Origin of the sequence: Micromonospora sp. NPDC093243 (assembly GCF_044753725.1) — a bacterium.
Classification (GTDB): Bacteria; Actinomycetota; Actinomycetes; order Mycobacteriales; family Micromonosporaceae; genus Micromonospora.
Window position 1 is genome coordinate 890,060 of sequence record NZ_JBIVNT010000001.1, and the last position, 22,676, is coordinate 912,735.

A 22,676-nucleotide genomic window follows, 5' to 3' on the forward strand; every position below is an offset into this window, starting at 1 on the left:
GCCAAGCCGCCGTTTCCGGCGTGAAAATCCGATGTCACATCCGTCTCCCAGCCTTGGTGAAGGTGAGCCGCGGCCCTCGGGTCGGTTCTTCCGGCCGGCGGTGGCGCGGCGTTCAGACCGCCGCCTCGGCGAGGCTCGGGGAGAACCTGACCAGCACCGTGCGCAGGTAGAACCACCACGTCACGGCGAGGCAGGCCGCGTAGCCGGCGAGGAACACCAGCAGGGCGGCGTCGACCGACCCGGTCTGCGCGATCGACGTGCCGAAGCCGCGCGGGATGAGGAAGCCGCCGAGCGCTCCGACGGCCGAGGCGAGCCCGATCACGGCCGCCGCGTCCGTACGTCCCCGCGCTGCCGCCTCGGCCACGGCCCGCGGATCGTCGCCCGCCCCCGCCACCGCCTGGCTGCGAAAGATCGCCGGAATCATCCGGTACGTCGACCCGTTGCCCACACCGCTGGCCACGAAGAGCAACAGGAAGGCGGCGAGGAACGGGGCGAAGCGGTGCGCGCTGAGACTGACCAGCACGCCGCCGACGCCCAGCGCCATGACGAGGAACGTCACCGCGGTGACCCGGCTGCCGCCGAGGCGGTCGGCGAGCCACCCACCGACCGGGCGGGCCAGTGAGCCGACCAGGGGGCCGAGCGCGGCGTAGAGCAGCCCCTTCATCTGCGGGAACTGCGACGAGATGAGCAGCGGCAGGGCGGCCGAGTAGCCGATGAACGAGCCGAACGTTCCGATGTAGAGCCCGGACATGATCCAGCTGTGCCGGTTACGCAGCACCGCCGCATGCTCCGCCACCGAGGCCCGGGCCACACTCAGGTTGTCCATGAACAACCAGGCGCAACACGCCACGACCAGCACCGGCAGAAGCCACAGCAGCGGGGCGTTCTGCAACCACACCCCGTCGCCCTGGGCCGCGCCGAGCAGCGGCACCGTGATCACCAGCGGCACCGCGAACTGCACCACGGCCACCCCGAGGTTGCCGCCGGCGGCGTTGACCCCCAGGGCGAAGCCCTTTCGCCGCTCCGGATAGAAGTGCGAGATGTTCGCCATCGACGAGGCGAAGTTCCCGCCACCGAGTCCGGCGGTCGCCGCCGCGACCAGGAAACACCAGTAGGGCGTGCCGGGGTTGCCGACGCAGGCGACCAGCAGCGTGATCGGCACCAGCAGCAGGACGGCGGAGACCACTGTCCAGTTCCGGCCGCCGAAGCGTGCCACCGCGACGGTGTACGGGATGCGCATCACCGCGCCCACCAGGTTCGGCAGGGCGACCAGCCAGAAGAGCTGATCGACGGTGAACCGGAAGCCGGCGGCCGGGAGACTGACCGCGACCGCGCTCCAGAGCAGCCAGATCGAGAAGCCGATGTGCTCGACGAAGATCGAGTAGACGAGGTTGCGACGAGCGACCCGGCGTCCACCGCCGTTCCAGAATGTGTCGTCCTCCGGGTCCCAGTGCGTGATCCAGCGGCCCCGACCGCCGGTCGGGGCCGCCAACGTGTCGGGGGCGGCGTCAGGGGTCAGGGTGGCATGCATGGCGGTAACTTCCAGCCGCGGCGTTGCCACCCGGTGACCTGGGCCGTGCCGGTCGCGTGAAATACCCGTCACCACCGCCGAGAGGCCATGGTGAAGCTCCCCCATCGGCCGGCAACGGCAGTTCGCGCGGGAGTCCCCACGGCGGCAGCGAGGGGTCTCGGCTGATCAAGCGGGTACGCTCGACACCTCCGCAGGCTGCGCTGCCAGCCCGTATCCGGCGTCGGCGGGCGTCACCGATCGGATCCGACCGGTCGGTTTCAGCCGCGAGCCGGGCCGTCGAGCCGCCCAGTCTCGCACCCTCGCGCCGCTTCAGGGAGAAGTCACCAGGTGAGCACACAGACGATGTTGTTGTTCGTGCTCGCCGCCGTCGCGGTCATCGTGGTGGTGCGGTGGGTGGCGGCCCGGACCGGTCTGCCGGCGGCGGCGCTGCTGCCGCTCATCGGCATCGCCTACGCGCTGCTCCCGGGGCCGAACATCAGCCTCGATCCCGACCTCGTGCTCATGGTCGTGCTGCCACCGTTGCTCTACAGCGCCGCACTGGACTCCTCGCTGCTGGGCATCCGCCGGAACCTGCGCATCGTGGTCAGCCTGTCCGTGGTGCTGGTGCTCTTCACCGCGTTACTCGTGGGAATCGGGTTCCACCTGTTCGTCGCCGGGGCGACCCTGGCCGCCGGCATCGCGATCGGCGCCGCCGTCGCGCCACCCGACCCGGTGGCCGCCCTGGCGGTGGGCCGCCGGGTGAACCTGCCGCCGAAGCTGGTCACGATCATCCAGGGCGAAGGACTGCTCAACGACGCGACCGCGCTGACGATCCTCAGCGTCGCGGTGGCCGCGGCCGTCGGTGGTGAGTTCTCCTTTCCGGCAGCCGTGGGGCAGTTCGTGCTGGCGGCGGTCGGTGGCGTCGCCGTGGGAGCGGTCGTCGCCTGGGCCGTGCGGCTGGCCCGGCCGCTGACCGTGGACCCGTTGCTGTCCAACGCCATCTCGCTGGCGACGCCGTTCGTCGCCTACCTGTTGGGCGAGGAGCTGCACGTCTCCGGCGTGCTCGCCGTGGTGATCGCCGGGCTGGTCGTCGGCCATCACACGCCCCAGCTCGACTCCGGCGCCAGCCGGCTGCAGACCAGCGCGGTGTGGCGGCTGGTCGACTTCCTCCTGGAAGGCTTCGTCTTCCTGCTGATCGGCCAGCAGCTTCCCGAGGTCGTCCGCGGCCTGCGCCAGTACGAGCCGTCCACCATCGCCATCGCCGTCGCGATATCGGTCGGCGTGGTGCTGCTGCTCCGCCCCGCTTGGCTGGTGTTGACCCAGTCGCTCCCCCGGTCGCTGCACACCCGCCTCGGTGGCATCTCCGACCAGGACGACCCCGACGAGACCAGCAGCAGCCGGCAGGTCGCGCGCGCGGACCGCAACGCCCGCCGGCTCAACCGCCGGGAAGTGGTGGCGCTGAGCTGGTCCGGCACCCGTGGCGTCATCAGCCTGGCGGCGATCTTCACGCTGCCGCTGACCACCGAGAGTGGCGCGCCCTTCCCCGACCGCAATCTTCTGCTGTTCTGCACCTTCGTGGTCGTCCTGGTCACGCTCGTCGGGCAGGGGCTGACGTTCGCGCCGCTGGTGCGGATGCTGGGCCTGCGCGCCAACGAGACCGACCAGGCTCGGATCCGCAACGAGGCCCGCTCGGCGGCGGTCGAGGCTGCCCTGGCCCGCCTGGACGAGGTTGCCGCCGACGACCGGGACAGCGCGGAGGCCGTCAACACCACCCGCACCCAGCTGCTGACCCGGCTGGCGCGCTACCGCGGGCGGCTCGACCTGCTGGAGCAGACCGAGTCGACCGAGGTACCCACCTCACCCCAGTACGAGACGGCGCTGCGGGTCCGTAGGGCGGCCATCGACGCGCAGCGAGAGGAGCTGCTGCGCTGGCGTGACGCCGGCCGGCTGCCCGACGAAGGGCTCCGCATCCTGGAACGGGAACTCGACCACGAGGAGTTGTTGCTCCCGAACCGGGCTTCGCGCTGACCCGGTTTCCGTGCCGTCCGTCGGGGTGCCGCCGATCCGGTCACCACGCGGGAGCGGTCCGTCAGGCCGTCGGGCGGACCTCGATCACCAGGCCGTCCACCGGTCGGGTCGGGATGCGGTGCAGGGGTATGCGAAGGTCCTGCTCGGGCACCGTGTAGGCCAGTCGGGCCAGCCGCGCGGCGAGATTCCGCAGCAGCGCCACGGTGATCAGCTCGCCGGGGCAGCGGTGGCCGGTGCGTGGATCGCCACCGCCCTGGGGGACCAGCTCGAATGCCCCGATCTCCCGGCCGAGGAAGCGCTCGGGACGGAACCGGTACGGCTCCGGCCAGAGCCGAGGGTCGTGGTTCTGTCCGTACAGATCGAGCAGCACGATCGCGCCGGCCGGGATGCGCACCCCCTCCCACGCCAGGTCCCTCACCGCCCGCCCGCCGACGAACGGCGCGAACGGATAGAACCGCCGGACCTCGTGCGCATACGCCTCGGTGAACGCCGGGTCGGCCGCGCCGAGCCGGTCCCGATGCGCCGGCCAGCAGTGCAGCGCGTGCCCGGCGAAGGCCACGAACCAGCTCACCGCGACGGTGGGCCGGATGATGTTGAGCAGTTCGACCGCGGCGACGCAGGCGTCCAGCGCCCTGCCGTCGGTGTCCCGGTGCTCCGCCACCACCGCGACCGCGGAGCCCGGCGCGGCGCTCGACTCGCCCCGGCGTACCTGCTCGATCAGCGCGGCCAGCCAGTTCTCCCGGCGGGTCCGGGCCCGCCGGGCCCGCCAGTGCCGGGGGCCGATCGTGGCGAAGCCGTCGACCATGGCGACGAGGTCGGCGGCGAGCTCCGGCACCTCGGCCGGCGTCAGCGGGATGCCGGTCCAGTCGCAGACCGCCCGGGTCAGCACCTGGCTGACCTCGTCGAAGAGGACCACCGGGCCCCGGGTCGGCCAGTCCCGGGCGGCGGCCTGCCACGCGGCGCCGGCCCGCTCGACCAGGCCGTCGATGCCGCCGTTCATCAGCAGCCCCACGAGCAACTCCTTGCGGACCCGGTGCGCCGCGCCGTCGAGGGTGTGCACCGCGCCGTGACCGAACAGGGTGCTCTGCACCGGACCCGGAATCGCTCCGTGCCGGCGGACGTTCCGCTCGTCGTAGAAGAAGCGCGCGGCGGCCGGACCGTGCAACGCCACCGCGCGCAGCCCCAGCAGCCGGGTCCGCAGCACGTCCGCGTCGGCCCGGCGCAGCCGGTTGGGCAGCCAGGCGTAGCCCTCCAGGGCGAGCGGAAGAGCGTTGTCGAGGCGAACGGTGGAGCGTCTGGGCATGGTTGCAGTCCTGCCCGGCGGGCCAGGCGGTAAACACGCCTCCTCGTCGAGGCTGGCCGGCGATCGGTGGTCAGGCGCGGGGTCCGAGGAACAGCCCACCACTCGCAAGGCCGATCCGTTGGCCGCCGTGCGGGTGGCGCCGGGAGCAACCGCGTTCACCGTGATCCCCCGGGCCGCGAGCTGGCTGGGAAGGCGCTCGCGGCCGCCTTCGACGACGACATCGTCGAGACCGGCCCGGCGGACGCCTGAGAGAGAAGGTTCCGCGGCACGCCGTGGCGGTGCCGGGGCGAAACGTGTCAGTGAGTTCCGTTCGGGTAGTCCGCCGGATGGGATCGGGGCAGATCGCGGACCACGGGTTCCTGGCGGATGGCCGGAGCGCCGCATTGGTGGACAGCGCGGGTTCGGTGAACTGGTGGTGCCCGGCACGGTTCGACGCTCCGTCGGTCTTCGCCCGGCTGCTCGACGACGACGCCGGGCACTGGGAGATCCGTCCCGAGGGCGCCTTCCGGACCGAACGTGCCTATCTGGTCGACTCGCTGGTGCTGCGCACCGTCTTCACCACCGCCACCGGCAGTGTGGCGATCACCGACGCACTGGCCCTGGCACCGGGCGCACGCGGCCACGACGTCGGTCTGCACTCGCCGCGAGTGCTGGCGCGGGTGGTGCACGGGCTGGCGGGCGAGGTCCGGATGCGGTTGCACTACCGGCCACGGTTCGAGTACGGCCGCATGACCGCCCAGCTGGTGTGGCAGGACGACGCGTTGGTCGCCGCCGCGGCGGCGGCCCGGCTGAATCTGCGTACCAGCATTCCGCTGTCCCCCGAGGGCGGCGAGGCGTTCGGATCGTTCACGGTAAGGGCCGGGGAAACCCACGGTTTCACCCTCGCGTACGCACCGGCGTACAACGCCGGCCCGCCGGCGGTGCTGGACGCCGAACAGGTGGTCGACGACGCGGCGGCGGGCTGGCGGTCGTGGCTCGGTCTGCACGATTACCAGGGTCTCTACCGGGAGCAGGTGCGACGCAGCGCGCTGGTGGTGCAGGGCATGACCTACCGGCCCAGTGGGGCGGTGGTGGCCGCTCCGACCATGTCGCTGCCCGAGGAGCTGGGCGGGGCGCGGAACTACGACTACCGCTACGTCTGGATCCGCGACTTCAGCTTCACCCTGGACGCGCTCTGGCGAGTGGCGTGTACCGACGAGATCACCCGGCAGGTGGGGTGGCTGGCACGGTCGATGGGGATGGCCGAGGGCATCGTGCCGATCATGTACGGCGTGGAGGGAGAGCGGGACCTCACCGAACACCACCTCGACCACCTGGCCGGCTACGCGAACAGTCAACCCGTGATGGTCGGCAACGACGCCTGGCGGCAACGTCAGAACGACGTACACGGTGAGACACTCAGCGCGGCCTGGCTGATGCGCGAGCACCTCGACCCGATACCGCCGGACTTCCGGGACGTGTTCTGGGCGATGACCGAACGGGCCGCGCGAGACTGGCACCTGCCCGACGCGGGGATGTGGGAGGCACGTGACGCCGAGCGCCACTACGTGTCGTCGAAGGTTCAGTGCTGGACGGCGCTGGACCGAGCTGTCCGTTTTGGTTCCCGGCTCGGCTCGCAGGAAGACATCGCCCGCTGGACGACGGCCCGGGACGAGGTACGCCGCGCCGTGCTCAGCCGGGGTTGGAGCGAGCGGGTGGGGGCCTACACGGGTGCCTTCGACAGCGACGACCTGGATGCGTCGGTCCTGCTCATGCCGCTGGTCGGCTTCCTGCCGGCGACCGACCCGAGGATGCGGTCCACGATTCGGATGGTCGAGGAGCAGTTGTCCCACCAAGGCCTGCTGCGTCGCTGGGAGGGCGATCCCGCCGGCTTCGTCATCTGCTCGTTCTGGCTGATCAGCTGCCTCGCGCTGGCCGGCGAGCGCGACCGGGCCGGCCAGCTCTTCGAACGACTGACCGCCCAGGCCAACGACCTGGGTCTGCTCGCCGAACAGATCGACCCGCGCAGCGGAGAACAGCTGGGCAACTTTCCCCAGGCCTTCTCCCACATCGGCCTCATCAACGCCGCCGGAGACCTCACCGACCTCGACGCCGGACACCGCGACTTTCCGCCGGCACCCGATCGCCTCATCCCCGCCAACCAGGAAGGCCATCCGGAGAGCGAGCAGTGACCGGGCCGGTAGGGCCTACTCGCGGTGGGCGGACGGCCCGGGCCGCGCCAGGAGCTGCGGGAACGTGACCGCTCAGCGGTCCCGGCGAGCGTTGAGCCGGGCGGCCTGGCGGGTCAGGTGGTCGCGCTCGGCGAGGTTGGCGGCCTTTCGGGCGGCCTCGGCGTACAGCCGCGCCGCCGTCGCCAGGTCACCGTCGCGCTCGTGGAGGTACGCCGCCACCGCCGTGTGGCGGGGCACCGCCTCGTCCAGCGCGGCGAGCGCCGCGAGCCCGGCGCGCGGTCCGTCGGCCTCGCCGACGGCCACCGCGCGGTTGAGCCGGACCACCGGACTGTCGGTCAGGCGCGCGAGTTCGTCGTACCACTCGACGATCTGCACCCAGTCGGTCTCCCCGGCGGTGGGCGCGTCGGCGTGCAGGGCCGCGATGGCGGCCTGGGCCTGGAACTCGCCCAGCCGGTCGCGGGCGAGGGCCGCCTGCAGGATCTCGACGCCCTCCGCGATCGACGTGGTGTCCCACCGGCCACGGTCCTGCTCGGCGAGCGGCACCAGGCTGCCGTCGGGCGCGGTCCGGCTGGCGCGCCGGGCATGGTGCAGCAGCATGAGGGCGAGCAGCCCCGCCACCTCGGGGTGGTCGATCGCGGCCGCGAGCTGCCGGGTGAGCCGGATGGCTTCGGCGGCCAGGTCGACGTCGCCGGAGTAGCCCTCGTTGAAGACCAGGTAGAGCACGCGCAGCACGGTGGCGACGTCGCCGGGCTGGTCGAGGCGCACCCCGGAGACGGTGCGCTTGGCGCGGCTGATGCGCTGCGCCATGGTCGCCTCGGGCACCAGGTAGGCCTGGGCGATCTGACGGGTGGTCAGCCCGCCGACGGCGCGCAGCGTGAGCGCGACCGCGGACGACGGCGTCAGCGACGGGTGGGCGCACAGGAAGTAGAGCTGGAGGGTGTCGTCCACCTCGGGCGCGGGCCCGGGCGCCGGCTCGTCGTCGACGAGGTCTTCCCGCCGGCGCCGGGCGGCGTCCGCCCGGGTCGCGTCGAGGAACCGGCGCCAGGCCACGGTGACCAGCCAGCCCTTCGGATCCCGCGGCGGGTCGGCCGGCCAGACGCGGACCGCCTCGACCAGCGCGTCCTGCACGGCGTCCTCGCCCGCCGCGAAGTCGGCTCCGCGGCGGACGAGGATGGCGAGCACGCTCGGCATGAGGCTCCGGAGCAGGAGCTCGTTCACCTCAGTGGCACTCCGTGATGGTGGGCGACGCAGTCAGGAACGGGCGCAGCTCGAGCCACTCGTGGATCGGCTTCCCGCCCGCCCCGGGAGCGGCCGACAGTTCCCCGGCCAGTTCGACGGCACGCTCGTAACTGTCGACGTCGATCACCATCCAGCCGGCGATGAGGTCCTTGGTCTCGGCGAACGGGCCGTCGGTGACCGGCGGGCGCCCCTCGCCGTCGTACCGGACGAACGTCCCCTCGGGGGCGAGGGCCTGACCGTCGACGTACTCGCCGGTGGTCTCGAGCCGAGCCGCGAAGTCGTTCATGTACTGCACGTGCGCCGAGATCTCCTCCGGCGCCCACTGGTCCATGGGCACGTCGTTGACCGCAGCCGGCGCGCCGCGGTAGTGCTTCAGCAGCAGGTACTTGGCCATCGTGGTTCTCCTCGGTTCGGGCTGCGACCCATTCTGGTCGCGCTCACCCCGGGGACGGAGCCGGCCACCGGTTCTCGACATCGCCCGCCGAAATCTCGTCGGTCATCTTGTCGGTGGGCGTTGGCGAACGGCTTGGTTGGAGTTGGGCCCGGGCGGGTGGAGTGCTCCGGGGGCCGCGCGCGAGAACGTAGGCGAGCAGGATGGCCATGATGCCGACGCCTGCCCACATGGCTTGCCGCCAGCCGTCGACGAATGATTCCTGGGCGGCTCGGATCAGTGCCTGCGCCTGGGGCCCGGCTCCGTCGGCGGTGGCGAGAGCGGTGGCGATGCCGTGGCGGGCGGTCTCCGCGGTGTCCTGCGGAACGCCCTCGAGCCGCGGGGCGATGGCGCTGCGGTAGCCGGCGGACAGGATGGCTCCGAGCAGCGCGACGCCGAGCGCCGTGCCGAACTCTCTCGTGACGTCGTTGAGGGCGGACGCGACGCCTTGACGCTCGCGCGGCAGGGCGGCGGTGATGGCTTCGGTGGCGGGGGTCATCGTCAGGCCCATGCCGAGTCCCATGGCGATCATGCCGGGCAGGATCGAGAAATAGCCGCCGTCGACGGAGACGAGAGCGGCCATGAGGGCCAGACCCACACCGCCCAGAAAGACCCCGGATGCCATGGTCGCGCGGGCTCCGATGCGTGCGGCCGCGTGCGGGGCGAGACCGGAGGTCAGCATCATCAGCAGCGCCATCGGCATGAGGGCCAGGGTGGCGCGGAGGCCGGACCAACCGAGTACCGCCTGGAAGTACGGGAAGAGGACCACGAAGATTCCGGCCTGCACCCCGAAGAGCGTCAGCAGCGACACGGAGCCGCTGGCGAGGCCCCGTTCGCGGAAGAGGCGGACGTCGAGCAGTGGCGCTCGCCGGCGCCGCTCCCATGCCACGAAGCCGACGGCGCCGATCACGCCGACCAGGAGGCTGCCGAGCGTCGCGGGAGCGGTCCACCCTCGCTCCGGGCCCTCGTGCAGGACGAAGATCAGCCCGACCGCGGCCACCACGGAGGTCAGCGAACCGACGACGTCGAATCCGTGCCGCGATCCCTCGCGCGAGTTGGGCACGGAGCGCAGCGCCATGATCGTGGCCACGACGACGAGCGCGACCGGCAGGACGAAGAGCCACCGCCAGCTCGCCACGTCGACCAGCAGCGCCGACAGGTACATGCCCAGCAGGCCGCCACCGCCGGCGACACCGGTCCACACACCGATTGCCCGGGAACGCTGCTCGTCAGGGAACGTCGAAGTGATGACGGCCAGGGTGACCGGCATGATCATTGCGGCGCCCACGCCGCTGAGCAGACGCGTGGCGATCATGACCTCGGCCGACGTGGCGAGACCCGCCGCCGCGCTTGCCGCGCCGAAGACGATCAGACCGGCGAGCAGAACCGGCTTGCGACCCCATCGGTCGCCGATCGCGCCGAGCGGCAGAAGCAGCGCGGCGAGGGTGATGGTGTAGGTGTTGATGATCCACAGGACGGTGCCCTGGGAGGCGTCGAAGGCGAGGGCGATCTCTTGCTGAGCGACGTTGAGCCCGGAGACGGACGCGATGACCGCCATGAGGGCGATGCACACCGCGATCAGGATCGCGCGCAGCCGGCGCGGGTCGTGGATCCCCGGGTCGGCGACGCTGACCTGCGCGGACGAGGGATGAAGAGTCATGCGCGAAAGCTAACGCCGCCTTGCGCGCCTGGCATCGCGCCTTGCGGTAACCGCAAGAACCAGTGGCTGGCGGCCGTCAATCCGCGCTGGGCGTCGCTCCGGACGACTCGGCGTGCGCCCGCTCCCCGTCCTGGTCGAACATCGTGAGGATCTCGACCGGCCCGCCCAGCGCGCCGATGGAATGCGGAATCATGGTGGAGAACTCCGCCGCCTCGCCCGGACCGACCGTCAGCCGGCGCTCGCCGAGGTAGAGCACGGCGGTGCCGCTGAGCACGGTGAACCATTCCCGGCCGGGATGGACGGCCAGACCCCCGGGGCCGGTGCGCCGTTCGGGAGTGATCCGCATCTTGGCCACCAGGCGGCCACCATGCTGAGCCGCGTCGCGCGACAGCACCCAGGTGGTCAGACCGACCTCCTGATGCCGCACCGGCCGGATGATCACGTCGGCGTCGTCGATGGGCTCCACGAGGTGATCGATCGTGGTGTCCAGCGCATGGGCGAGTGCCACGAGCTGGTCGAGGTCGATGCGACGGTGACCCGTCTCGATCCGGCTCAGCGTCGACGCGCTGAGGTGGCACCGGGCGGCGAGCGAGTCGAGGCTCCAGCCGCGCGCCTGGCGCAGTCCGCGGATGCGTTGACGAACGACATCTGAGAGGTCGACCTGGGACATGGCCGCCACCATACTCGGCTTCTTGCCAAAATCGCAAAGCCACTTGCCGCAATCGAAGCGGACCCTACGGTTGAGCCGAGACAGCGGTGACCTGTCTCCTTCGCGCAACCGTCAGCAGGAGTCGAGTGATGGACAAGGTTCACGGCCAGCAGGGATCGCCGCACGCGGAGCACCCCGCGTTCGGCCCGCAATGGTGGGAGCAGCACTACCAGGAGCACGCGGTGACACACGGCTCGCCGAGCCCCCAGCTGGTGGCCGAGCTCACCGGCCTTCCCGTCGGGTCGGCGCTGGACGCGGGCTGCGGGCGTGGAGCCGACGCGCTCTGGCTCGCCCGGCAAGGCTGGCAGGTGACGGCGGTCGACGTCTCGGCGACAGCCGTCAGCGACGCCAAGGACCTCGCGGCACATCAGGAACCTGACATCGCCTCGCGCGTCTCCTGGCTGGCGGCCGACCTGACAACCTGGGAACCGCCGGAGCAGTACGACCTGGTGGTCAGCCAGTACGTCCACCCCACCATGCCCTTCAGCGACTTCGTTGCCCGGCTGGCCCGGGCCGTCGCTCCAGGCGGAACGCTGCTCATCGTCGGCCACGCTCCCGGCGACGAGCACTCGGCGGCCCACGCCCCCGAGCAGGCCTCGATCGGTCCCGACGCGGTGACAGGTGCGCTGAGCGCGGAGCTGTGGGACGTCGACGTGGCTGAGATCCGGACCCGCCAGGTCGGGCATGGCTCGACGGGAATGAGCATCCAGGACCTGGTCGTCAGAGCCCATCGCAAGCCGAGGTGATGCCGCGGTCGCGAGCTGCGCTCGCCCGGATGGCAGAAGGAGCTGTCGGCGGGCGGCCTCGCGCCGTGCGCAACGTGTGAGCGGCACGTACGGATACGCGACGCGCCGCAGCACCCGGCCGGTGGTGCCGCTGGGCGGTCCGGCCGGCCGGGAAGCGGGTACGGCGGTCAGGAGCCGCAGGTGTTGAGCATGCTCTGCAGCGCGGACTTCTCCGAGGACTGCAGCGTCAGGCTCCAGTTGTACTTCACGGTGATCCACATCTTGCTGTAGGTGCACCGGTACGACGACAGCGACGGCTGCCACGTCGACGGGTCCTGGTCCCCCTTGGACTGGTTCACGTTGTCGGTCACCGCGATCAACTGCGGGCGGCTGAGATCGTTGGCGAAGCTCTGCCGGCGGCTGGTGGTCCAGGAGTTGGCGCCCGAGCGCCAGGCCTCGGCCAGGGGCACCACGTGGTCGATGTCGACGTCGGAGGCCGCCGTCCAGGTGGCCCCGTCGTAGGGGCTGTACCAGCGCCCGGAGGTCGCCGCGCAGGAGCTGTCGACCACGACCGAGGTGCCGTCGCGCTTGAGGACCTGCTCGCGGGTGTTGCAGCTGCCGCTGACGGTGCTCCAGTGCGGGAACAGGTCCCGCGAGTAGCCACTCGTCGAGCCCTGCGCGGCGACCGTCAGCGCGTTGAGCTGCGACTGCGCGGTCGCTTTCGACGGGATGCCGGGCGGCGTGGCGGAAGCCGGCTGCCCGGTCGCCACGGCCAGGCAGGCTCCGGCGAGGGCGGCGGCGACGGTGGCGGCGGCGTGGCGCCGCAGGCTTCGGCGGCGGGCGGTGGGTGCGGTGCTCGACATGGTGGGGGCCTCTCGTCAGGGGAATGACAACCGTCCCTGACGATCATGTCGATCGAAGTACGTATCAGTGAAAGGCTGCGGTCCGGCCATTGAGCATTCGGCATCTTTCTGCCCCCACCCCGCTTGTCGGCTGGCACTCCGGTGGGCGCTCTTCGGCGCGTGAAAGGCTAGCCCTCCCGGTCCGGGTTGGTGAGAGCATCCCACTGCTCAGCGCCCGAGATCGTCTGCCAGTACGGCAGGTAGAAGGCCCGACGCTTCGGGTCGGCCACCGTGAACGGCTCGAACCCAGTATCCGCGATCATCCGGTAGATGAACTCCGTCGTCGACATGTCGAACCGATGCCACGGATCGCCGCCGCCGTACTTCTGAGCGACCACCGGCCACCGGTCGGGCTCCATCGAACGGTCCGCCAGCCAGTAGTACTGCCCCTCGACCTGGTCGTCACCCCACTGGATCAGGCCCGATCCCTTGTCTGGTCCATAGATCCCGTACGGGGCGTAGACACTCGCGAAGGACTCGTTCCGGCAGAAGGCCCAGGCCGCGAGCAGTTGCCGCGAACGGTGCCCGTCGGCCGGCCGCAGCAGATCCAGGTACGCGTAGAACGACCCCGGCACGAACCGTCGACACAGTTGCTTGAAGTCCGACGGCAGGGCGACACCGAGCTCAGCCTCCACCTGCTCCCAGCCGACGGCGCTCTCAGGCTCGTGGCGCCATCCGGTTGCCTCGACGATGCGGTCGATCCACGTCAGCTGATCATCCACGGCTGGCAAAGTAACAGCACAGGAAGACACCTCGTCGCCTGCTACTCACTCGACCACTGGCAGGGTGCCGGACGACCCCCCGCTGCGAATGATTCGGTGCGGACGCTATCATCGCTCTATGGCGATGGGTTGTGATCCTGGGCTGACTCCAGCTGTGGCGCTGTTCCGGTCCCTCGGTGACCCGACCCGGCTGGCCATCCTGCAACGACTCGCGGGCGGAGAGGCGCGGGTAGTGGATCTGACTGCCGAGTTGGGGCTGGCGCAGTCGACGGTGTCGAAGCACCTGGCGTGTCTCCGGGACTGCGGGCTGATCGACTACCGGGTCGAGGGTCGACAGTCGTTCTACGCACTCACCCGGCCGGAGCTGCTGGAACTGTTGCGCTCGGCGGAACAGCTCCTCGCCGCCACCGGCGAGGCGGTCGCCCTCTGCCCGGTCTACGGCGCGCCCGCCAACTCGTCGGTGCGGGTCCGCGCGTGAGCGTGTCCGTGCTGACCCCGCAGCGGCGGGCGGTGCTGTCCCGACGCAGCCTGTGGCTGGCCTACGCCACCGCCGGCTACAACCTCTTCGAGGGCCTGGTCGCGATCGCCGCCGGCGCCGCGGCCTCGTCCACGGCGCTGATCGGCTTCGGTCTGGACTCGTTCGTCGAGGTGTCCAGCGCCGCCGTGCTCATCTGGCAGTTCCGCTCGCGCGTGCCCGAGAACCGGGAGCGCCTGGCGCTGCGGCTGATCGGGCTGTCGTTCTTCGCCCTGGCCGCCTGGGTGGCCTTCGACGCCGGCCGCTCGCTGCTGTCCGGCGGGGACGCGGATTCCAGCCCGCTCGGGATCGGGATCGCCGTCGCGTCGCTGATCGTGATGCCGCTGCTCGTACGGGCAAAACGCCGCACCGGCCGGGAGCTCGGCTCGGCAACGGTCCTGGCCGACTCGACGCAGACCCTGCTGTGCACGTACCTCTCGGCGGTGCTGCTCGTCGGCCTGGTCCTCAACGCCGCCTTCGGCTGGTCGTGGGCGGACCCGATCGCCGCACTGGTCATCGCCGGGGTCGCCGGAAAGGAAGGTGTGCAAGCCTGGCGCGGGGAGCACTGCGACGACTGCGCGCCACCGCCTGCCGACCCCGCCAACGGCCAGGCGCCGGACTGCGCAGACGGCTGCTGCGCCAGCCGGCAGTCGTGACTACCGCTCACAGCGCGCGAGATGAACGACGATGTCGGCGGCAAGCTCGACCGCCGCCGGCAGGACCTGCTCGATGCGGCTGTAGACCTGCTCCTGCTTTGGGGCCGGCAGTTCGAGGTATGCCGAGATGGTCGAGAGATGGCCGACGTAGTCGGAAGCACTCATCATCAAGCGGCGCTCGATCACCAACTGTTGAACATCGACGAACCACTCGGACTGTTCGAGCTCCGTACCCGGCCACTGCATCTCGTGTTCCGGCGGTGTCCCATCGGGAGACGGAACCTCGTCGCTCTCCAGGAAGGGCGCTCGGGCCGTGCGAACAGCTTCTTCCACAGCGGGGTCGACCAACCGGATCGGCCCACCGAACGATGCGAACACGCCGGCCGGCTCCAGTAGTGCGGCCATGCGCGCCCACCGGCCCTCCGGGCTCGTCCAGTGCAGCGCCGCCGCCGCGTAGACCAGCCCGTAGGTCTCGCCCGGCCGCAGGTCCTCGAACGCGGCTCGCGCGGTCTTGACGTCCGCCGGCACGTGCTTTCGCAGCTCGGCGAGCATGGCCGGGTCCGGGTCGGTGGCGGTGACGGTGATGCCCGGTTGAGCGAAGAGCCGGGTGGCTTTACCGGTCCCGGCGCCAATCTCGAGGGCGGTCCGAACCGGGTGACCCGCGTACGCCATCACTCTGTCGAGAAGCGCCACGGGATAGCCGGGTCGGAACCGTTCGTACGCCTCCGCCACAGCTCCGAAGCTCAAGGCGCGACTGGGCACGCCGAGATCCTGACACGGGCTGCGCCGTACGCGCTTCGTCTTTCGTGTGGCTCAACCCCGGATCGTCGGCGGCGGAGTGGAGTCGAGTCACCAGTGATAAACCAGGTTCACGACTAGCGCGGCCACCTCGGTCGAGAAGAAGACGGCCCACCCCACCAGCTGACGAGAGCCCACTCGTAGGTGCGCAACGAGCGCGCCGACGAAGTACAGCACGAGTCCAGCGGCGGCGAGTGCCCCCAGCAGTGGCACAGCGAACCCGGCCAGTAGCCCCAGAGAACCGGCCGCCAGCAGCATGCCCAACACCGGTACCCACGATCGGGGCACGCGTTTCATGTCCGCCTGGGCCTTCGGATAGTCGTGGCCGATCAGGTAGGTGACGGCCGCGATGCCGGTGAAGACCGCGGCGAGAATGGTGACCGTGACGTAAGCGGCGAACATCGCACTCCTTCGTGGTTGCCCGCTTCCAGGACGAGCTGGCCACGTCGGATGTGACGGGGTGCCATCGCCGGCACCGGGTCGGGTGTCAGGCTGGGTCGTTCCCGTGCCTGACACCCGAAGCAGACCGGATCAGGCCACGTTGCCGGCCGGGATCCGCACCGGACCGAACGCTTCCTGGATCCAGTTCGGATAGGCGACCGGCGGCCGGCTGACCTCATCGAGTTCGGCGAGGTCCTGCTCGGTGAGGGCCAGGTCGCTCGCGGCGATGTTGTCCGTGAGCTGTTCCAGCTTGCGAGCACCGACGATGACGCTGGTGACGGCGCGCTGAGCGAGCAGCCAAGCGATCGCTGCCCGGGAGGGGCTCACCTCGTGCCGCGCGGCGACGGTCCGCAGCACGTCCACGACCTTGAAGCCCTTCTCCTCGTCGAACTGCACGAAGTCGACGCCGACCTGAGCCCGGCGGGAGTCCTGCTCGGTGGTCATTCCGCCGCGGTCGAACTTGCCGGAGAGGAATCCGCCAGCAAGCGGGCTCCACACCGTCAGGCTCAGCCCCTCGTCCTCGGCCATGGGCACCAGGTCACGTTCGGCGTCTCGCGACACCAACGAGTAGTGCGTCTGGTTGGCGACGAACTTCGCCTGGTTGTGCAGCTTGGAGATGCCCAGTGCCTTGCTGATCTGCCAGGCCGCGAGGTTGGAACAGCCGATGTAGCGGACCTTGCCCTGCCGGACCGCGTCGTCGAGGGCGCTCAGCGTCTCCTCGAGCGGCGTCACGTGGTCGTAGTTGTGGATCTGATAGAGGTCGACGTAGTCGGTCTTCAGTCGTCGGAGGCTGTCCTCCAGGGCCCGCATGACGTGCAGCCGGGAAAGCCCCTGGTCGTTCGGCCCCGACCCGACGGGGGCCATCAGCTTGGTGGCGAGCACGACATCGCGCCGGCGCTGCCCGATCGCCCGGCCGAGCATCTCCTCACTCTCGCCGTCAGCGTAGACGTCGGCGGTGTCGATGAAGTTGACCCCGGCGTCGAGTGCGGTGCCGACGACCTGGTTCACCTGCTCCTGCCCGAGTGCGCCCATGGTGCGGTACACCGGGTGGTCCTTGCCCCCGAACGTCATCGTGCCCAGAGAGATCTCGGAAACCCACACTCCGGTTCGCCCAAGCAAGCGATACTTCACTATTTGCTCCTTTGATGCCTGAGAGTCCGGTCGCCCAGCGACTACATCGGCGCCGGCGACAAACGCCCGGTCAGCTCGTCGGACAGTGTGTCCGAAATTTATGCTACACGCTGTCCGGACAGCATGTAGTCTGGCTTCGCCACGACCCGGAGACGGCTCGAGCGGCTTGAGAACCCCGGGCGAGCCACGACCCTAGGACCTGGACATGCCCTCGATCACCCGACGACGTACCCCGAGTCCCGGGCGACGTGCCCCAGCCGAGGCGGAGATACTGGCCGCAACCGGTCGCCTCCTGATCGACGGCGCGAACTTCACCGAGCTCGGCGTACAACAGATCTCCATCGAGGCCGGCGTCGCTCGATCGACCTTCTACAGCCACTTCCGCGACAAGACAGATCTACTCATGCGCCTCGCCGGCACGCTGGTGGACGCGTCCTTCAACATCGCCTCGGCCTGGGAACCATCGGACGGTGTCGAAGGTCTCGCGGACGCCTTTCAGCAGGTGGTAGGGGTCTATCGGGAACATGCCGCCGTGCTGGGGGCGATCGCCGAGGTCGCCACCTACGACGCGACCGTGCGCAGGTTCTGGAGCGAGAGGACGATCCGGTTCAGGGACCGAACGATCGAAGTACTTCGTCAGGAGCAGGCCGCGGGCCGAAGTCCCGCCAGACTTGACCTCGGCAACGCCAGCCGAGTGATAGTCGTGGGCGGCGAGCGAGCCATCCTCGACCACATCACCGTCGCGGATCCCAGCGAAGACGCCGGTTTTGCCCGCGAGCTGGCCCTGATCTGGCGGCACGGCGCCTATCGCCGCCCGGCGGACTAGCGCGGTGAACGGGCCGTCTCAACCCCCTCGGCCGGCGCTGGTCACCTCACCGAACTGGTCGTCGACGGAGGTGCCGGGGGTGCAGGCGGCGCGGTCGCGATCACCCGCAGGGTGCTCTTGAACTGCCCGTACCGTTCCGTCCCGAGCAGCGCGGCATGCCGGGCCTCGATCTCGGCGACCACCAGGTCGGAGTAGCGCATCAACCTGCGCCCACGCTCCGTGGGCATGATGAGTTTGGCCCGCCGGTCGGCGGGATCCGCTTCACGCCGCAGGTAACCGAGTTTCTCCAGCTCGTCGACGATGGTGCCGATGGTCTGCTTGTGCCGGCCGGACAGGTGCGCGAGTTCACTGGGACGGATCCCGTCCTCATCCAGGTACGCCAGGACGGCGCCGTGTCGGGGCGTGATGTCGTCGAAGCCCTCCTCGGCGCTTCGGCGGAACAGCTCCTCCTGCAGGCCGAAGAACAGCCTCGCGGCGAGTACGCCCAGATCAGGGTCCTGCCGCTTACGCACGCTGCGCTTCATCCACTCTCCCCAACCCTGGCCGCCAGTCGGCGCGATCACTCGGTGCAGGTTACTACGGGGATGTGACAGTCATCATTTGTGATAGTCACAAATCTTGACTACATTTCGGTCCGTACCCGAGAGGATCGAGGAGCGATGAGCACCGTAGAAATCACCCGTTTCCGCGTGCCCGCGGCGCGCGCCGACGCCCTGCTGGCCGCGCGACCGGCGATGCTGCGCGACTTCCAGAGCGATCGCGCCGGCTTCCTCGGCGCGCGACTGATCCGGCTGAACGCCGAGGAATGGTTGGACATCGTCTTCTGGCGTTCGCCCGAGGACTTCGCCGAGTCCCGGCGCCGGGGCGGCGACCGGCCCGGTATCCAGGCGTTCTTCGCGCTGATCGACACGGTGATCAGCGTTGAAGAGGGCACCAGCACCGATACGGTGGGTGCGTGATGCGCGCGGCATGGTACGACCGGCAGGGCCCGGCGCGCGAGGTGCTCCAGGTCGGTGAGTTGCCCGAGCCGCAGCCGGGTGCGGGCGAGGTCCGGGTCCGCGTCTCGGTCTCCGGGATCCACGTCGGCGACCTCGGCAAACGCCAGGGCTGGTGGGGCTCGACGATGCCATTCCCCCGCGTCGTACCGCACGGGGACGGCGCCGGGGTGATCGACGCCGTCGGACCGGGCGTCGATCCGGCACGGGTCGGCGAGCGGGTCTGGGTCTACCTCGCCCAGTCGTACCGCCCGTTCGGCACCGCCGCCGAATACACCGTGGTGCCGGCCCGGCACGCCGTGACGCTGCCGGCCGGCGTGCCGTACGAGCAGGCGGCCGGGCTCGGCATCCCGGGCATCACCGCCCACCGGGCGATCTTCGCCGACGGGCCGGTGACCGGCCAGCGGGTACTCGTCACCGGAGCCCTCGGCGCGGTCGGCCGCGCCGCGTTGGCCGTGGCCCGCCGGGGCGGCGCCACCGTGATCGCGACAGTTCGCAACCCGGGCCAGGTCGAGCAGGCGCTGGCCGCAGGAGCGCACCACGCGGTGGACACCGCCGGCGACGACGTGGCCGCCCGGATCCTCGAACACACCGGCGGGGAACCGATCGACCGCGTGGCCGAGCTTGCGTTCGACGCCAACATCGCGACCGACCTGGAAATCCTCCGGTACGGCGGTGTGATCGCCACCTACGCCACCGGTGCGGCCGAGCCACGTATCCCGTACTGGCCGCTCGGCTTCAAGAACATCACGGTCCGGTTCCTCAGCAACGACGACTTTCCGGAGCCGGCGAACGAGGCTGCCGCGGCCGACCTGACAGCCGCGCTGGTCGCCGGTGACCTGCGCTACCCGATCGCCGCCCGGTTGCCGTTGGCGGAGATCGCACAGGCCCACGAACTGACTGAACACAGCGCGGCCAGGGGCCGGGTCGTCCTGGACATCGAAGCGTCGCGGTCATCCTGATCATCGGCATGCTCCCGGTCGGCCAGGGCGTACGGCGTCTGGAGCTCACCGGGGCGACCCTCTCCAGCGGCTGGTCGTCGGCCGGCAGCCGCGACGGCAACCCGGTGTACCAGCAGGTTCGGGTCTTCGAGGTGGCGAACCCCGGACGATGCGGCTGGGCCTGGGTTGCCCGGCGTGCCGGCCGGGGCCGGTCGAGCACGGACGAGCCAGCCGAGCGCGACGCCGGCCGGGTCGAGCTGGAACTACCCGTCGCGCGCCGGCGGCGCAAACGGCCGGTGGAACGCCACCTCGACCCGTGAACGACGTCCGTCCCGGCTCACTCGGGCGGCTTGGCCCCGGTCTGCTCGCTCGCCATGTACGTCGCGTACCAGTCGGGCCAGTTCTCGTCCCGCTCGCCGGTGCGCTTCTCGTGCTCGCCGTGGGCGGCGGCCGCGCGTCGGAGCGCGCTCGCCAGTTCGCTCGCGGAGCCGAACGACGTCACGCCGGTCTCGATCCGCCCGGGAAGCCTGGTCGTGATCTCCTGCATCAACCAGGTGTTGCCGTCCGGGTCGTGGAAGGTGGCGCGCGAGAAGTAGCTGCGCCGCTCGGGATCCGGCCCGTCGACCGGGCCGTTCGGGCTCGGATGGAAGATGTCGCCCACCTCGACACCGGCGGAGACCAGGGCGTTGCGGGCCGCCTCGATGTCGGAGACGATCAGGTACGCCATGGCCGAACCGGGCGCTCCCGACGTGAGCTCCGGGCCGAACTGCACTGAGCACCCGGAGCCGTGTGGCGTGAGCTGGACAATGCCGGGCGGCGTCTGGTCGAGCCGCCATCCGAGGCGCCGGTAGAACTCCTTCGCGCGGTCGACATCCGACACCGGAACGACGATCACCTCGAGCTTGAGGTCGAGGTTTTCGATGCTCGTCGTCCCACCCGTGTCGCTGCGAGCATCCTTCGGGCTCATCGCGGCCTCCCTGAACTGAGTGCGGCCCCATACGCTCCGCGGCGTACCCGTGAATCTCGTTGGCCGGCGGGCCGCGGCGGCGGCCGCGTTTCCCGGATGAGCACGCGAGCCGCCGTTCCCCGAGCGCCGCTGGCCACGCACGGTCCCGATCACCACGCTAGTGCTTTCGCCGCGGTCGGATGCCTCGTTCCGGCATCAGCGACCACCTCGGGGCATGGCCCAGATGTCCGGTGAATCGGGGTGTGGCAGTGGCCGGTGAGCCGGTCAGGTAGGGGGCATGGACAACCAAGGAAAACCCGGATGAGCGGCGCCGACGTGCCGCCCGGGAGCGGTTCCGTGTACCCGTCGCACCCTGTCCGTAGTCTCACCGTCATGACGACGACCCAGACCCACACGCTCGCCGCGCCCGGCGTCGATCTGGTCTACGACGTGCGTGGACCGCTCCCGCCGGACGGCGGCCGGCCGGCGTTGCTCATGATCGGTCAGCCGATGACGGCGGAGGGCTTCGACGCGCTCGCCGCGAACTTCACCGACCGCACGGTCGTCACCTACGATCCGCGCGGCCTGGGCCGCAGCATCCGGACGGACGGCCGGTCCGACCACACGCCGCAGCAGCAGGCGGCCGACCTGCACCTGCTGATCCAGGCGCTCGGCGCCGGCCCGGTCGACGTGTTCGCGAGCAGCGGTGGTGCGGTGACCGCGCTGGAGCTCGTCGCCACCCAACCCGGCGATGTCGTCACGCTGGTGGCGCACGAGCCGCCGATCAACGCCGTGCTTCCCGACGCCGCGGCCGCCGAGCGCGCCCGGGCCGCCTTCCACCAGGCATATCAGGCGAAGGGCTTCGGCGCGGGTATGGCGGCCTTCATCGCGATGACGTCCTGGCAGGGTGAATTCACCGACGCCTACTTCGCTCAGCCCGCGCCCGATCCGGCGATGTTCGGCATGCCGACCGAGGACGACGGCACCCGCGACGACCCGCTGTTGTCGAAGAGCTCCTGGGCGGTCACCGACTACCGCCCCGACCCGGGCCTGCTCGGCGCGGCGCCGACCCGCATCGTGATCGCCGTCGGCGAGGAGTCGGCGCAGACCTACACCGCGCGTACGGCCCTCGGCACCGCCGCTCTGCTCGGCCAGCAGGCAACGGTGTTCCCGAGCCATCACGGCGGCTTCCTCGGTGGCGAGTTCGGTTACGCGGGCAAGCCCGAGGAATTCGCCACGAGGCTCCGCGAGGTCCTGGCCGCCGGCTGACGATCGCTTGCGGCGGCCAGCCGTGAACCGGGCAGGCGACGTCGCGGTGAACACGACGCCGCGGCTCAGAGCTTTCGCTGTCGGTCCAGTTGGTCGCGGGCGATGTCGGCGCTGGCCGGCACCACCCGGCCCGCGGTCGTCGACACCATGTCGCGCACCTCGTCCGCGAGCCGGGCCGAGGTGCCACCCGCTGCGCGCAGTTGTTGCAGCCCCAGCCGGCCGAGCACCACGGCCGCGGCCACGTAACCAGCGGTGAGACCGGCCGTGGCCAACCGGCGGGGCAGGAACGCCTCCAGCATGCGCAGCGCGGTGGCCGAGGCCGCGCCCGCGCCGAGCACTAGGCAGGCACCCGCGGTGCCCAGCAGGACGACACCCAGGCCGGCCGGACGCAACGTCTCGGTCAGCTGGTCGCGGACGACCCGAATCTCGCCGCGCACGGCGTCGGCCACCTCCGCCGTCAGCCGTTCGGTCGCGCTGCCCGTCCGCCCGTCGTGCCGGGACTGGCCCGTCGCGTCGCTCATGGCCCCTCCACCTGTCGAGTTCCCGAGCTCGCCGGTTACCCGGACGGGTCTCGGACACACTCGGCCGGTCGGTCATTCCGTGACGCCTCCACCCACTCCACGTCAGCGATGGGTGAGCCGGGGTGGTTCATCGGTTTGTCTGCCACTGATCTCATTCGTTGACACAGTAGGCGGGTGAACGGCGGCGCTCGGGAAGCGGCTTCGCCCGGCGCGTTTCCGCCCGATCAACGGATCAGGGC

General features: G+C 70.7%; 24 protein-coding genes. 10 read left to right on the top strand and 14 right to left on the bottom strand.

What is annotated here, in order from left to right:
* Positions 1 to 112 precede the first annotated feature (112 nt).
* Positions 113 to 1,531, bottom strand: a complete 1,419-nt coding sequence (locus tag ACIP9D_RS04000; protein WP_350870786.1) for an MFS transporter — start codon at positions 1,529 to 1,531, stop codon at positions 113 to 115.
* A 342-nt stretch (positions 1,532 to 1,873) separates the two neighbouring features.
* On the opposite strand from ACIP9D_RS04000, the gene ACIP9D_RS04005 reads away from it, so the two are divergent.
* On the top strand, positions 1,874 to 3,538 hold the full coding sequence (locus tag ACIP9D_RS04005; protein ID WP_400449333.1) for a Na+/H+ antiporter: 1,665 nt from the start codon (positions 1,874 to 1,876) through the stop codon (positions 3,536 to 3,538).
* A gap of 61 nt (positions 3,539 to 3,599) precedes the next feature.
* Here ACIP9D_RS04005 and ACIP9D_RS04010 read toward each other — a convergent pair whose 3' ends face one another.
* Complete coding sequence (locus ACIP9D_RS04010; protein ID WP_350870792.1) at positions 3,600 to 4,841, bottom strand: cytochrome P450; 1,242 nt, start codon at positions 4,839 to 4,841, stop codon at positions 3,600 to 3,602.
* A gap of 326 nt (positions 4,842 to 5,167) precedes the next feature.
* Here ACIP9D_RS04010 and ACIP9D_RS04015 point away from each other — a divergent pair, with 326 nt between their 5' ends.
* On the top strand, positions 5,168 to 7,012 hold the full coding sequence (locus ACIP9D_RS04015) for a glycoside hydrolase family 15 protein (RefSeq protein ID WP_350870794.1): 1,845 nt from the start codon (positions 5,168 to 5,170) through the stop codon (positions 7,010 to 7,012).
* A 72-nt stretch (positions 7,013 to 7,084) separates the two neighbouring features.
* On the opposite strand, the gene ACIP9D_RS04020 is transcribed toward ACIP9D_RS04015, so the two are convergent.
* The 4 genes from ACIP9D_RS04020 to ACIP9D_RS04035 form a co-directional block, all read right to left on the bottom strand.
* Positions 7,085 to 8,230 carry a DUF6596 domain-containing protein gene (locus tag ACIP9D_RS04020; protein ID WP_350870797.1) on the bottom strand — a complete coding sequence of 382 codons (1,146 nt, stop codon included), beginning with the start codon at positions 8,228 to 8,230 and terminating at the stop codon, positions 7,085 to 7,087.
* 1 nt (position 8,231) lies between these two features.
* The gene (locus tag ACIP9D_RS04025) at positions 8,232 to 8,645 is read right to left on the bottom strand and encodes a YciI family protein (RefSeq protein WP_350870800.1); all 414 of its coding nucleotides are present in this window, start codon (positions 8,643 to 8,645) and stop codon (positions 8,232 to 8,234) included.
* 43 nt (positions 8,646 to 8,688) lie between these two features.
* Positions 8,689 to 10,341, bottom strand: coding sequence for an MFS transporter (locus tag ACIP9D_RS04030; RefSeq protein WP_350870802.1), 1,653 nt, complete (start codon positions 10,339 to 10,341; stop codon positions 8,689 to 8,691).
* Between the two features lie 76 nt (positions 10,342 to 10,417).
* On the bottom strand, positions 10,418 to 11,119 hold the full coding sequence (locus tag ACIP9D_RS04035) for an XRE family transcriptional regulator (RefSeq protein WP_350870805.1): 702 nt from the start codon (positions 11,117 to 11,119) through the stop codon (positions 10,418 to 10,420).
* 20 nt (positions 11,120 to 11,139) lie between these two features.
* Between ACIP9D_RS04035 and ACIP9D_RS04040 the strand changes: the two genes are divergently transcribed.
* Complete coding sequence (locus ACIP9D_RS04040; protein ID WP_350870808.1) at positions 11,140 to 11,796, top strand: class I SAM-dependent methyltransferase; 657 nt, start codon at positions 11,140 to 11,142, stop codon at positions 11,794 to 11,796.
* A gap of 167 nt (positions 11,797 to 11,963) precedes the next feature.
* Here the strand turns inward: ACIP9D_RS04040 and ACIP9D_RS04045 are convergent, their stop codons facing one another.
* On the bottom strand, positions 11,964 to 12,638 hold the full coding sequence (locus ACIP9D_RS04045; protein ID WP_350870810.1) for a DUF1524 domain-containing protein: 675 nt from the start codon (positions 12,636 to 12,638) through the stop codon (positions 11,964 to 11,966).
* Between the two features lie 167 nt (positions 12,639 to 12,805).
* Positions 12,806 to 13,399 carry a hypothetical protein gene (locus ACIP9D_RS04050; RefSeq protein ID WP_350870812.1) on the bottom strand — a complete coding sequence of 198 codons (594 nt, stop codon included), beginning with the start codon at positions 13,397 to 13,399 and terminating at the stop codon, positions 12,806 to 12,808.
* A 118-nt stretch (positions 13,400 to 13,517) separates the two neighbouring features.
* Between ACIP9D_RS04050 and ACIP9D_RS04055 the strand changes: the two genes are divergently transcribed.
* A complete protein-coding gene (locus ACIP9D_RS04055; RefSeq protein ID WP_350870815.1) occupies positions 13,518 to 13,877 on the top strand; it encodes a metalloregulator ArsR/SmtB family transcription factor in 360 nt (119 codons plus the stop codon).
* The gene (locus ACIP9D_RS04060; protein WP_350870818.1) at positions 13,874 to 14,569 is read left to right on the top strand and encodes a cation transporter; all 696 of its coding nucleotides are present in this window, start codon (positions 13,874 to 13,876) and stop codon (positions 14,567 to 14,569) included. Before ACIP9D_RS04055 ends, ACIP9D_RS04060 begins: the two co-directional genes overlap by 4 nt.
* Here ACIP9D_RS04060 and ACIP9D_RS04065 read toward each other — a convergent pair whose 3' ends face one another.
* From ACIP9D_RS04065 to ACIP9D_RS04075, 3 genes are all read right to left on the bottom strand, one after another.
* Positions 14,570 to 15,301 (bottom strand): class I SAM-dependent methyltransferase, encoded by a 732-nt coding sequence (locus ACIP9D_RS04065; protein ID WP_400449287.1) that lies wholly within the window; start codon positions 15,299 to 15,301, stop codon positions 14,570 to 14,572.
* Between the two features lie 117 nt (positions 15,302 to 15,418).
* The gene (locus ACIP9D_RS04070) at positions 15,419 to 15,769 is read right to left on the bottom strand and encodes a DoxX family protein (protein ID WP_350870824.1); all 351 of its coding nucleotides are present in this window, start codon (positions 15,767 to 15,769) and stop codon (positions 15,419 to 15,421) included.
* Between the two features lie 129 nt (positions 15,770 to 15,898).
* Positions 15,899 to 16,939: an aldo/keto reductase gene (locus ACIP9D_RS04075; protein WP_350870826.1), complete on the bottom strand. Its 1,041-nt coding sequence runs from the start codon at positions 16,937 to 16,939 to the stop codon at positions 15,899 to 15,901.
* A gap of 205 nt (positions 16,940 to 17,144) precedes the next feature.
* Here ACIP9D_RS04075 and ACIP9D_RS04080 point away from each other — a divergent pair, with 205 nt between their 5' ends.
* On the top strand, positions 17,145 to 17,765 hold the full coding sequence (locus ACIP9D_RS04080; RefSeq protein WP_350870829.1) for a helix-turn-helix domain-containing protein: 621 nt from the start codon (positions 17,145 to 17,147) through the stop codon (positions 17,763 to 17,765).
* Positions 17,766 to 17,806: 41 nt separating this feature from the next.
* On the opposite strand, the gene ACIP9D_RS04085 is transcribed toward ACIP9D_RS04080, so the two are convergent.
* Entirely contained in the window at positions 17,807 to 18,289 is a 483-nt protein-coding gene (locus ACIP9D_RS04085) for a MarR family transcriptional regulator (RefSeq protein ID WP_350870832.1), read from the bottom strand.
* Positions 18,290 to 18,424: 135 nt separating this feature from the next.
* Here ACIP9D_RS04085 and ACIP9D_RS04090 point away from each other — a divergent pair, with 135 nt between their 5' ends.
* From ACIP9D_RS04090 to ACIP9D_RS04100, 3 genes are read left to right on the top strand one after another with little or no spacing between them, the layout of a single operon-like run.
* Complete coding sequence (locus ACIP9D_RS04090; RefSeq protein ID WP_350870835.1) at positions 18,425 to 18,724, top strand: antibiotic biosynthesis monooxygenase; 300 nt, start codon at positions 18,425 to 18,427, stop codon at positions 18,722 to 18,724.
* Positions 18,724 to 19,722: an NADPH:quinone reductase gene (locus ACIP9D_RS04095; RefSeq protein WP_350871148.1), complete on the top strand. Its 999-nt coding sequence runs from the start codon at positions 18,724 to 18,726 to the stop codon at positions 19,720 to 19,722. Before ACIP9D_RS04090 ends, ACIP9D_RS04095 begins: the two co-directional genes overlap by 1 nt.
* Positions 19,723 to 19,730: 8 nt before the next feature.
* Positions 19,731 to 20,021: a hypothetical protein gene (locus ACIP9D_RS04100; protein WP_350870838.1), complete on the top strand. Its 291-nt coding sequence runs from the start codon at positions 19,731 to 19,733 to the stop codon at positions 20,019 to 20,021.
* Between the two features lie 17 nt (positions 20,022 to 20,038).
* On the opposite strand, the gene ACIP9D_RS04105 is transcribed toward ACIP9D_RS04100, so the two are convergent.
* On the bottom strand, positions 20,039 to 20,668 hold the full coding sequence (locus ACIP9D_RS04105) for a VOC family protein (RefSeq protein WP_350870840.1): 630 nt from the start codon (positions 20,666 to 20,668) through the stop codon (positions 20,039 to 20,041).
* Between the two features lie 372 nt (positions 20,669 to 21,040).
* On the opposite strand from ACIP9D_RS04105, the gene ACIP9D_RS04110 reads away from it, so the two are divergent.
* Positions 21,041 to 21,916 (top strand): alpha/beta hydrolase, encoded by an 876-nt coding sequence (locus tag ACIP9D_RS04110; protein WP_350870842.1) that lies wholly within the window; start codon positions 21,041 to 21,043, stop codon positions 21,914 to 21,916.
* A gap of 65 nt (positions 21,917 to 21,981) precedes the next feature.
* On the opposite strand, the gene ACIP9D_RS04115 is transcribed toward ACIP9D_RS04110, so the two are convergent.
* Positions 21,982 to 22,437, bottom strand: a complete 456-nt coding sequence (locus ACIP9D_RS04115; protein WP_350870844.1) for a phage holin family protein — start codon at positions 22,435 to 22,437, stop codon at positions 21,982 to 21,984.
* Positions 22,438 to 22,676: the final 239 nt, after the last annotated feature.

Coding starts and splice junctions, on each gene's coding strand:
- ACIP9D_RS04015 (WP_350870794.1), top strand. CDS start 5,168: ATGGGATCGGGGCAGATCGCGGACCACGGGTTCCTGGCGGATGGCCGG.
- ACIP9D_RS04100 (WP_350870838.1), top strand. CDS start 19,731: ATGCTCCCGGTCGGCCAGGGCGTACGGCGTCTGGAGCTCACCGGGGCG.
- ACIP9D_RS04030 (WP_350870802.1), bottom strand. CDS start 10,341: ATGACTCTTCATCCCTCGTCCGCGCAGGTCAGCGTCGCCGACCCGGGG.
- ACIP9D_RS04040 (WP_350870808.1), top strand. CDS start 11,140: ATGGACAAGGTTCACGGCCAGCAGGGATCGCCGCACGCGGAGCACCCC.
- ACIP9D_RS04025 (WP_350870800.1), bottom strand. CDS start 8,645: ATGGCCAAGTACCTGCTGCTGAAGCACTACCGCGGCGCGCCGGCTGCG.
- ACIP9D_RS04115 (WP_350870844.1), bottom strand. CDS start 22,437: ATGAGCGACGCGACGGGCCAGTCCCGGCACGACGGGCGGACGGGCAGC.
- ACIP9D_RS04080 (WP_350870829.1), top strand. CDS start 17,145: ATGCCCTCGATCACCCGACGACGTACCCCGAGTCCCGGGCGACGTGCC.
- ACIP9D_RS04010 (WP_350870792.1), bottom strand. CDS start 4,841: ATGCCCAGACGCTCCACCGTTCGCCTCGACAACGCTCTTCCGCTCGCC.
- ACIP9D_RS04000 (WP_350870786.1), bottom strand. CDS start 1,531: ATGCATGCCACCCTGACCCCTGACGCCGCCCCCGACACGTTGGCGGCC.
- ACIP9D_RS04005 (WP_400449333.1), top strand. CDS start 1,874: ATGTTGTTGTTCGTGCTCGCCGCCGTCGCGGTCATCGTGGTGGTGCGG.
- ACIP9D_RS04070 (WP_350870824.1), bottom strand. CDS start 15,769: ATGTTCGCCGCTTACGTCACGGTCACCATTCTCGCCGCGGTCTTCACC.
- ACIP9D_RS04105 (WP_350870840.1), bottom strand. CDS start 20,668: ATGAGCCCGAAGGATGCTCGCAGCGACACGGGTGGGACGACGAGCATC.
- ACIP9D_RS04085 (WP_350870832.1), bottom strand. CDS start 18,289: ATGAAGCGCAGCGTGCGTAAGCGGCAGGACCCTGATCTGGGCGTACTC.
- ACIP9D_RS04095 (WP_350871148.1), top strand. CDS start 18,724: ATGCGCGCGGCATGGTACGACCGGCAGGGCCCGGCGCGCGAGGTGCTC.
- ACIP9D_RS04045 (WP_350870810.1), bottom strand. CDS start 12,638: ATGTCGAGCACCGCACCCACCGCCCGCCGCCGAAGCCTGCGGCGCCAC.
- ACIP9D_RS04090 (WP_350870835.1), top strand. CDS start 18,425: ATGAGCACCGTAGAAATCACCCGTTTCCGCGTGCCCGCGGCGCGCGCC.
- ACIP9D_RS04110 (WP_350870842.1), top strand. CDS start 21,041: ATGACGACGACCCAGACCCACACGCTCGCCGCGCCCGGCGTCGATCTG.
- ACIP9D_RS04055 (WP_350870815.1), top strand. CDS start 13,518: ATGGCGATGGGTTGTGATCCTGGGCTGACTCCAGCTGTGGCGCTGTTC.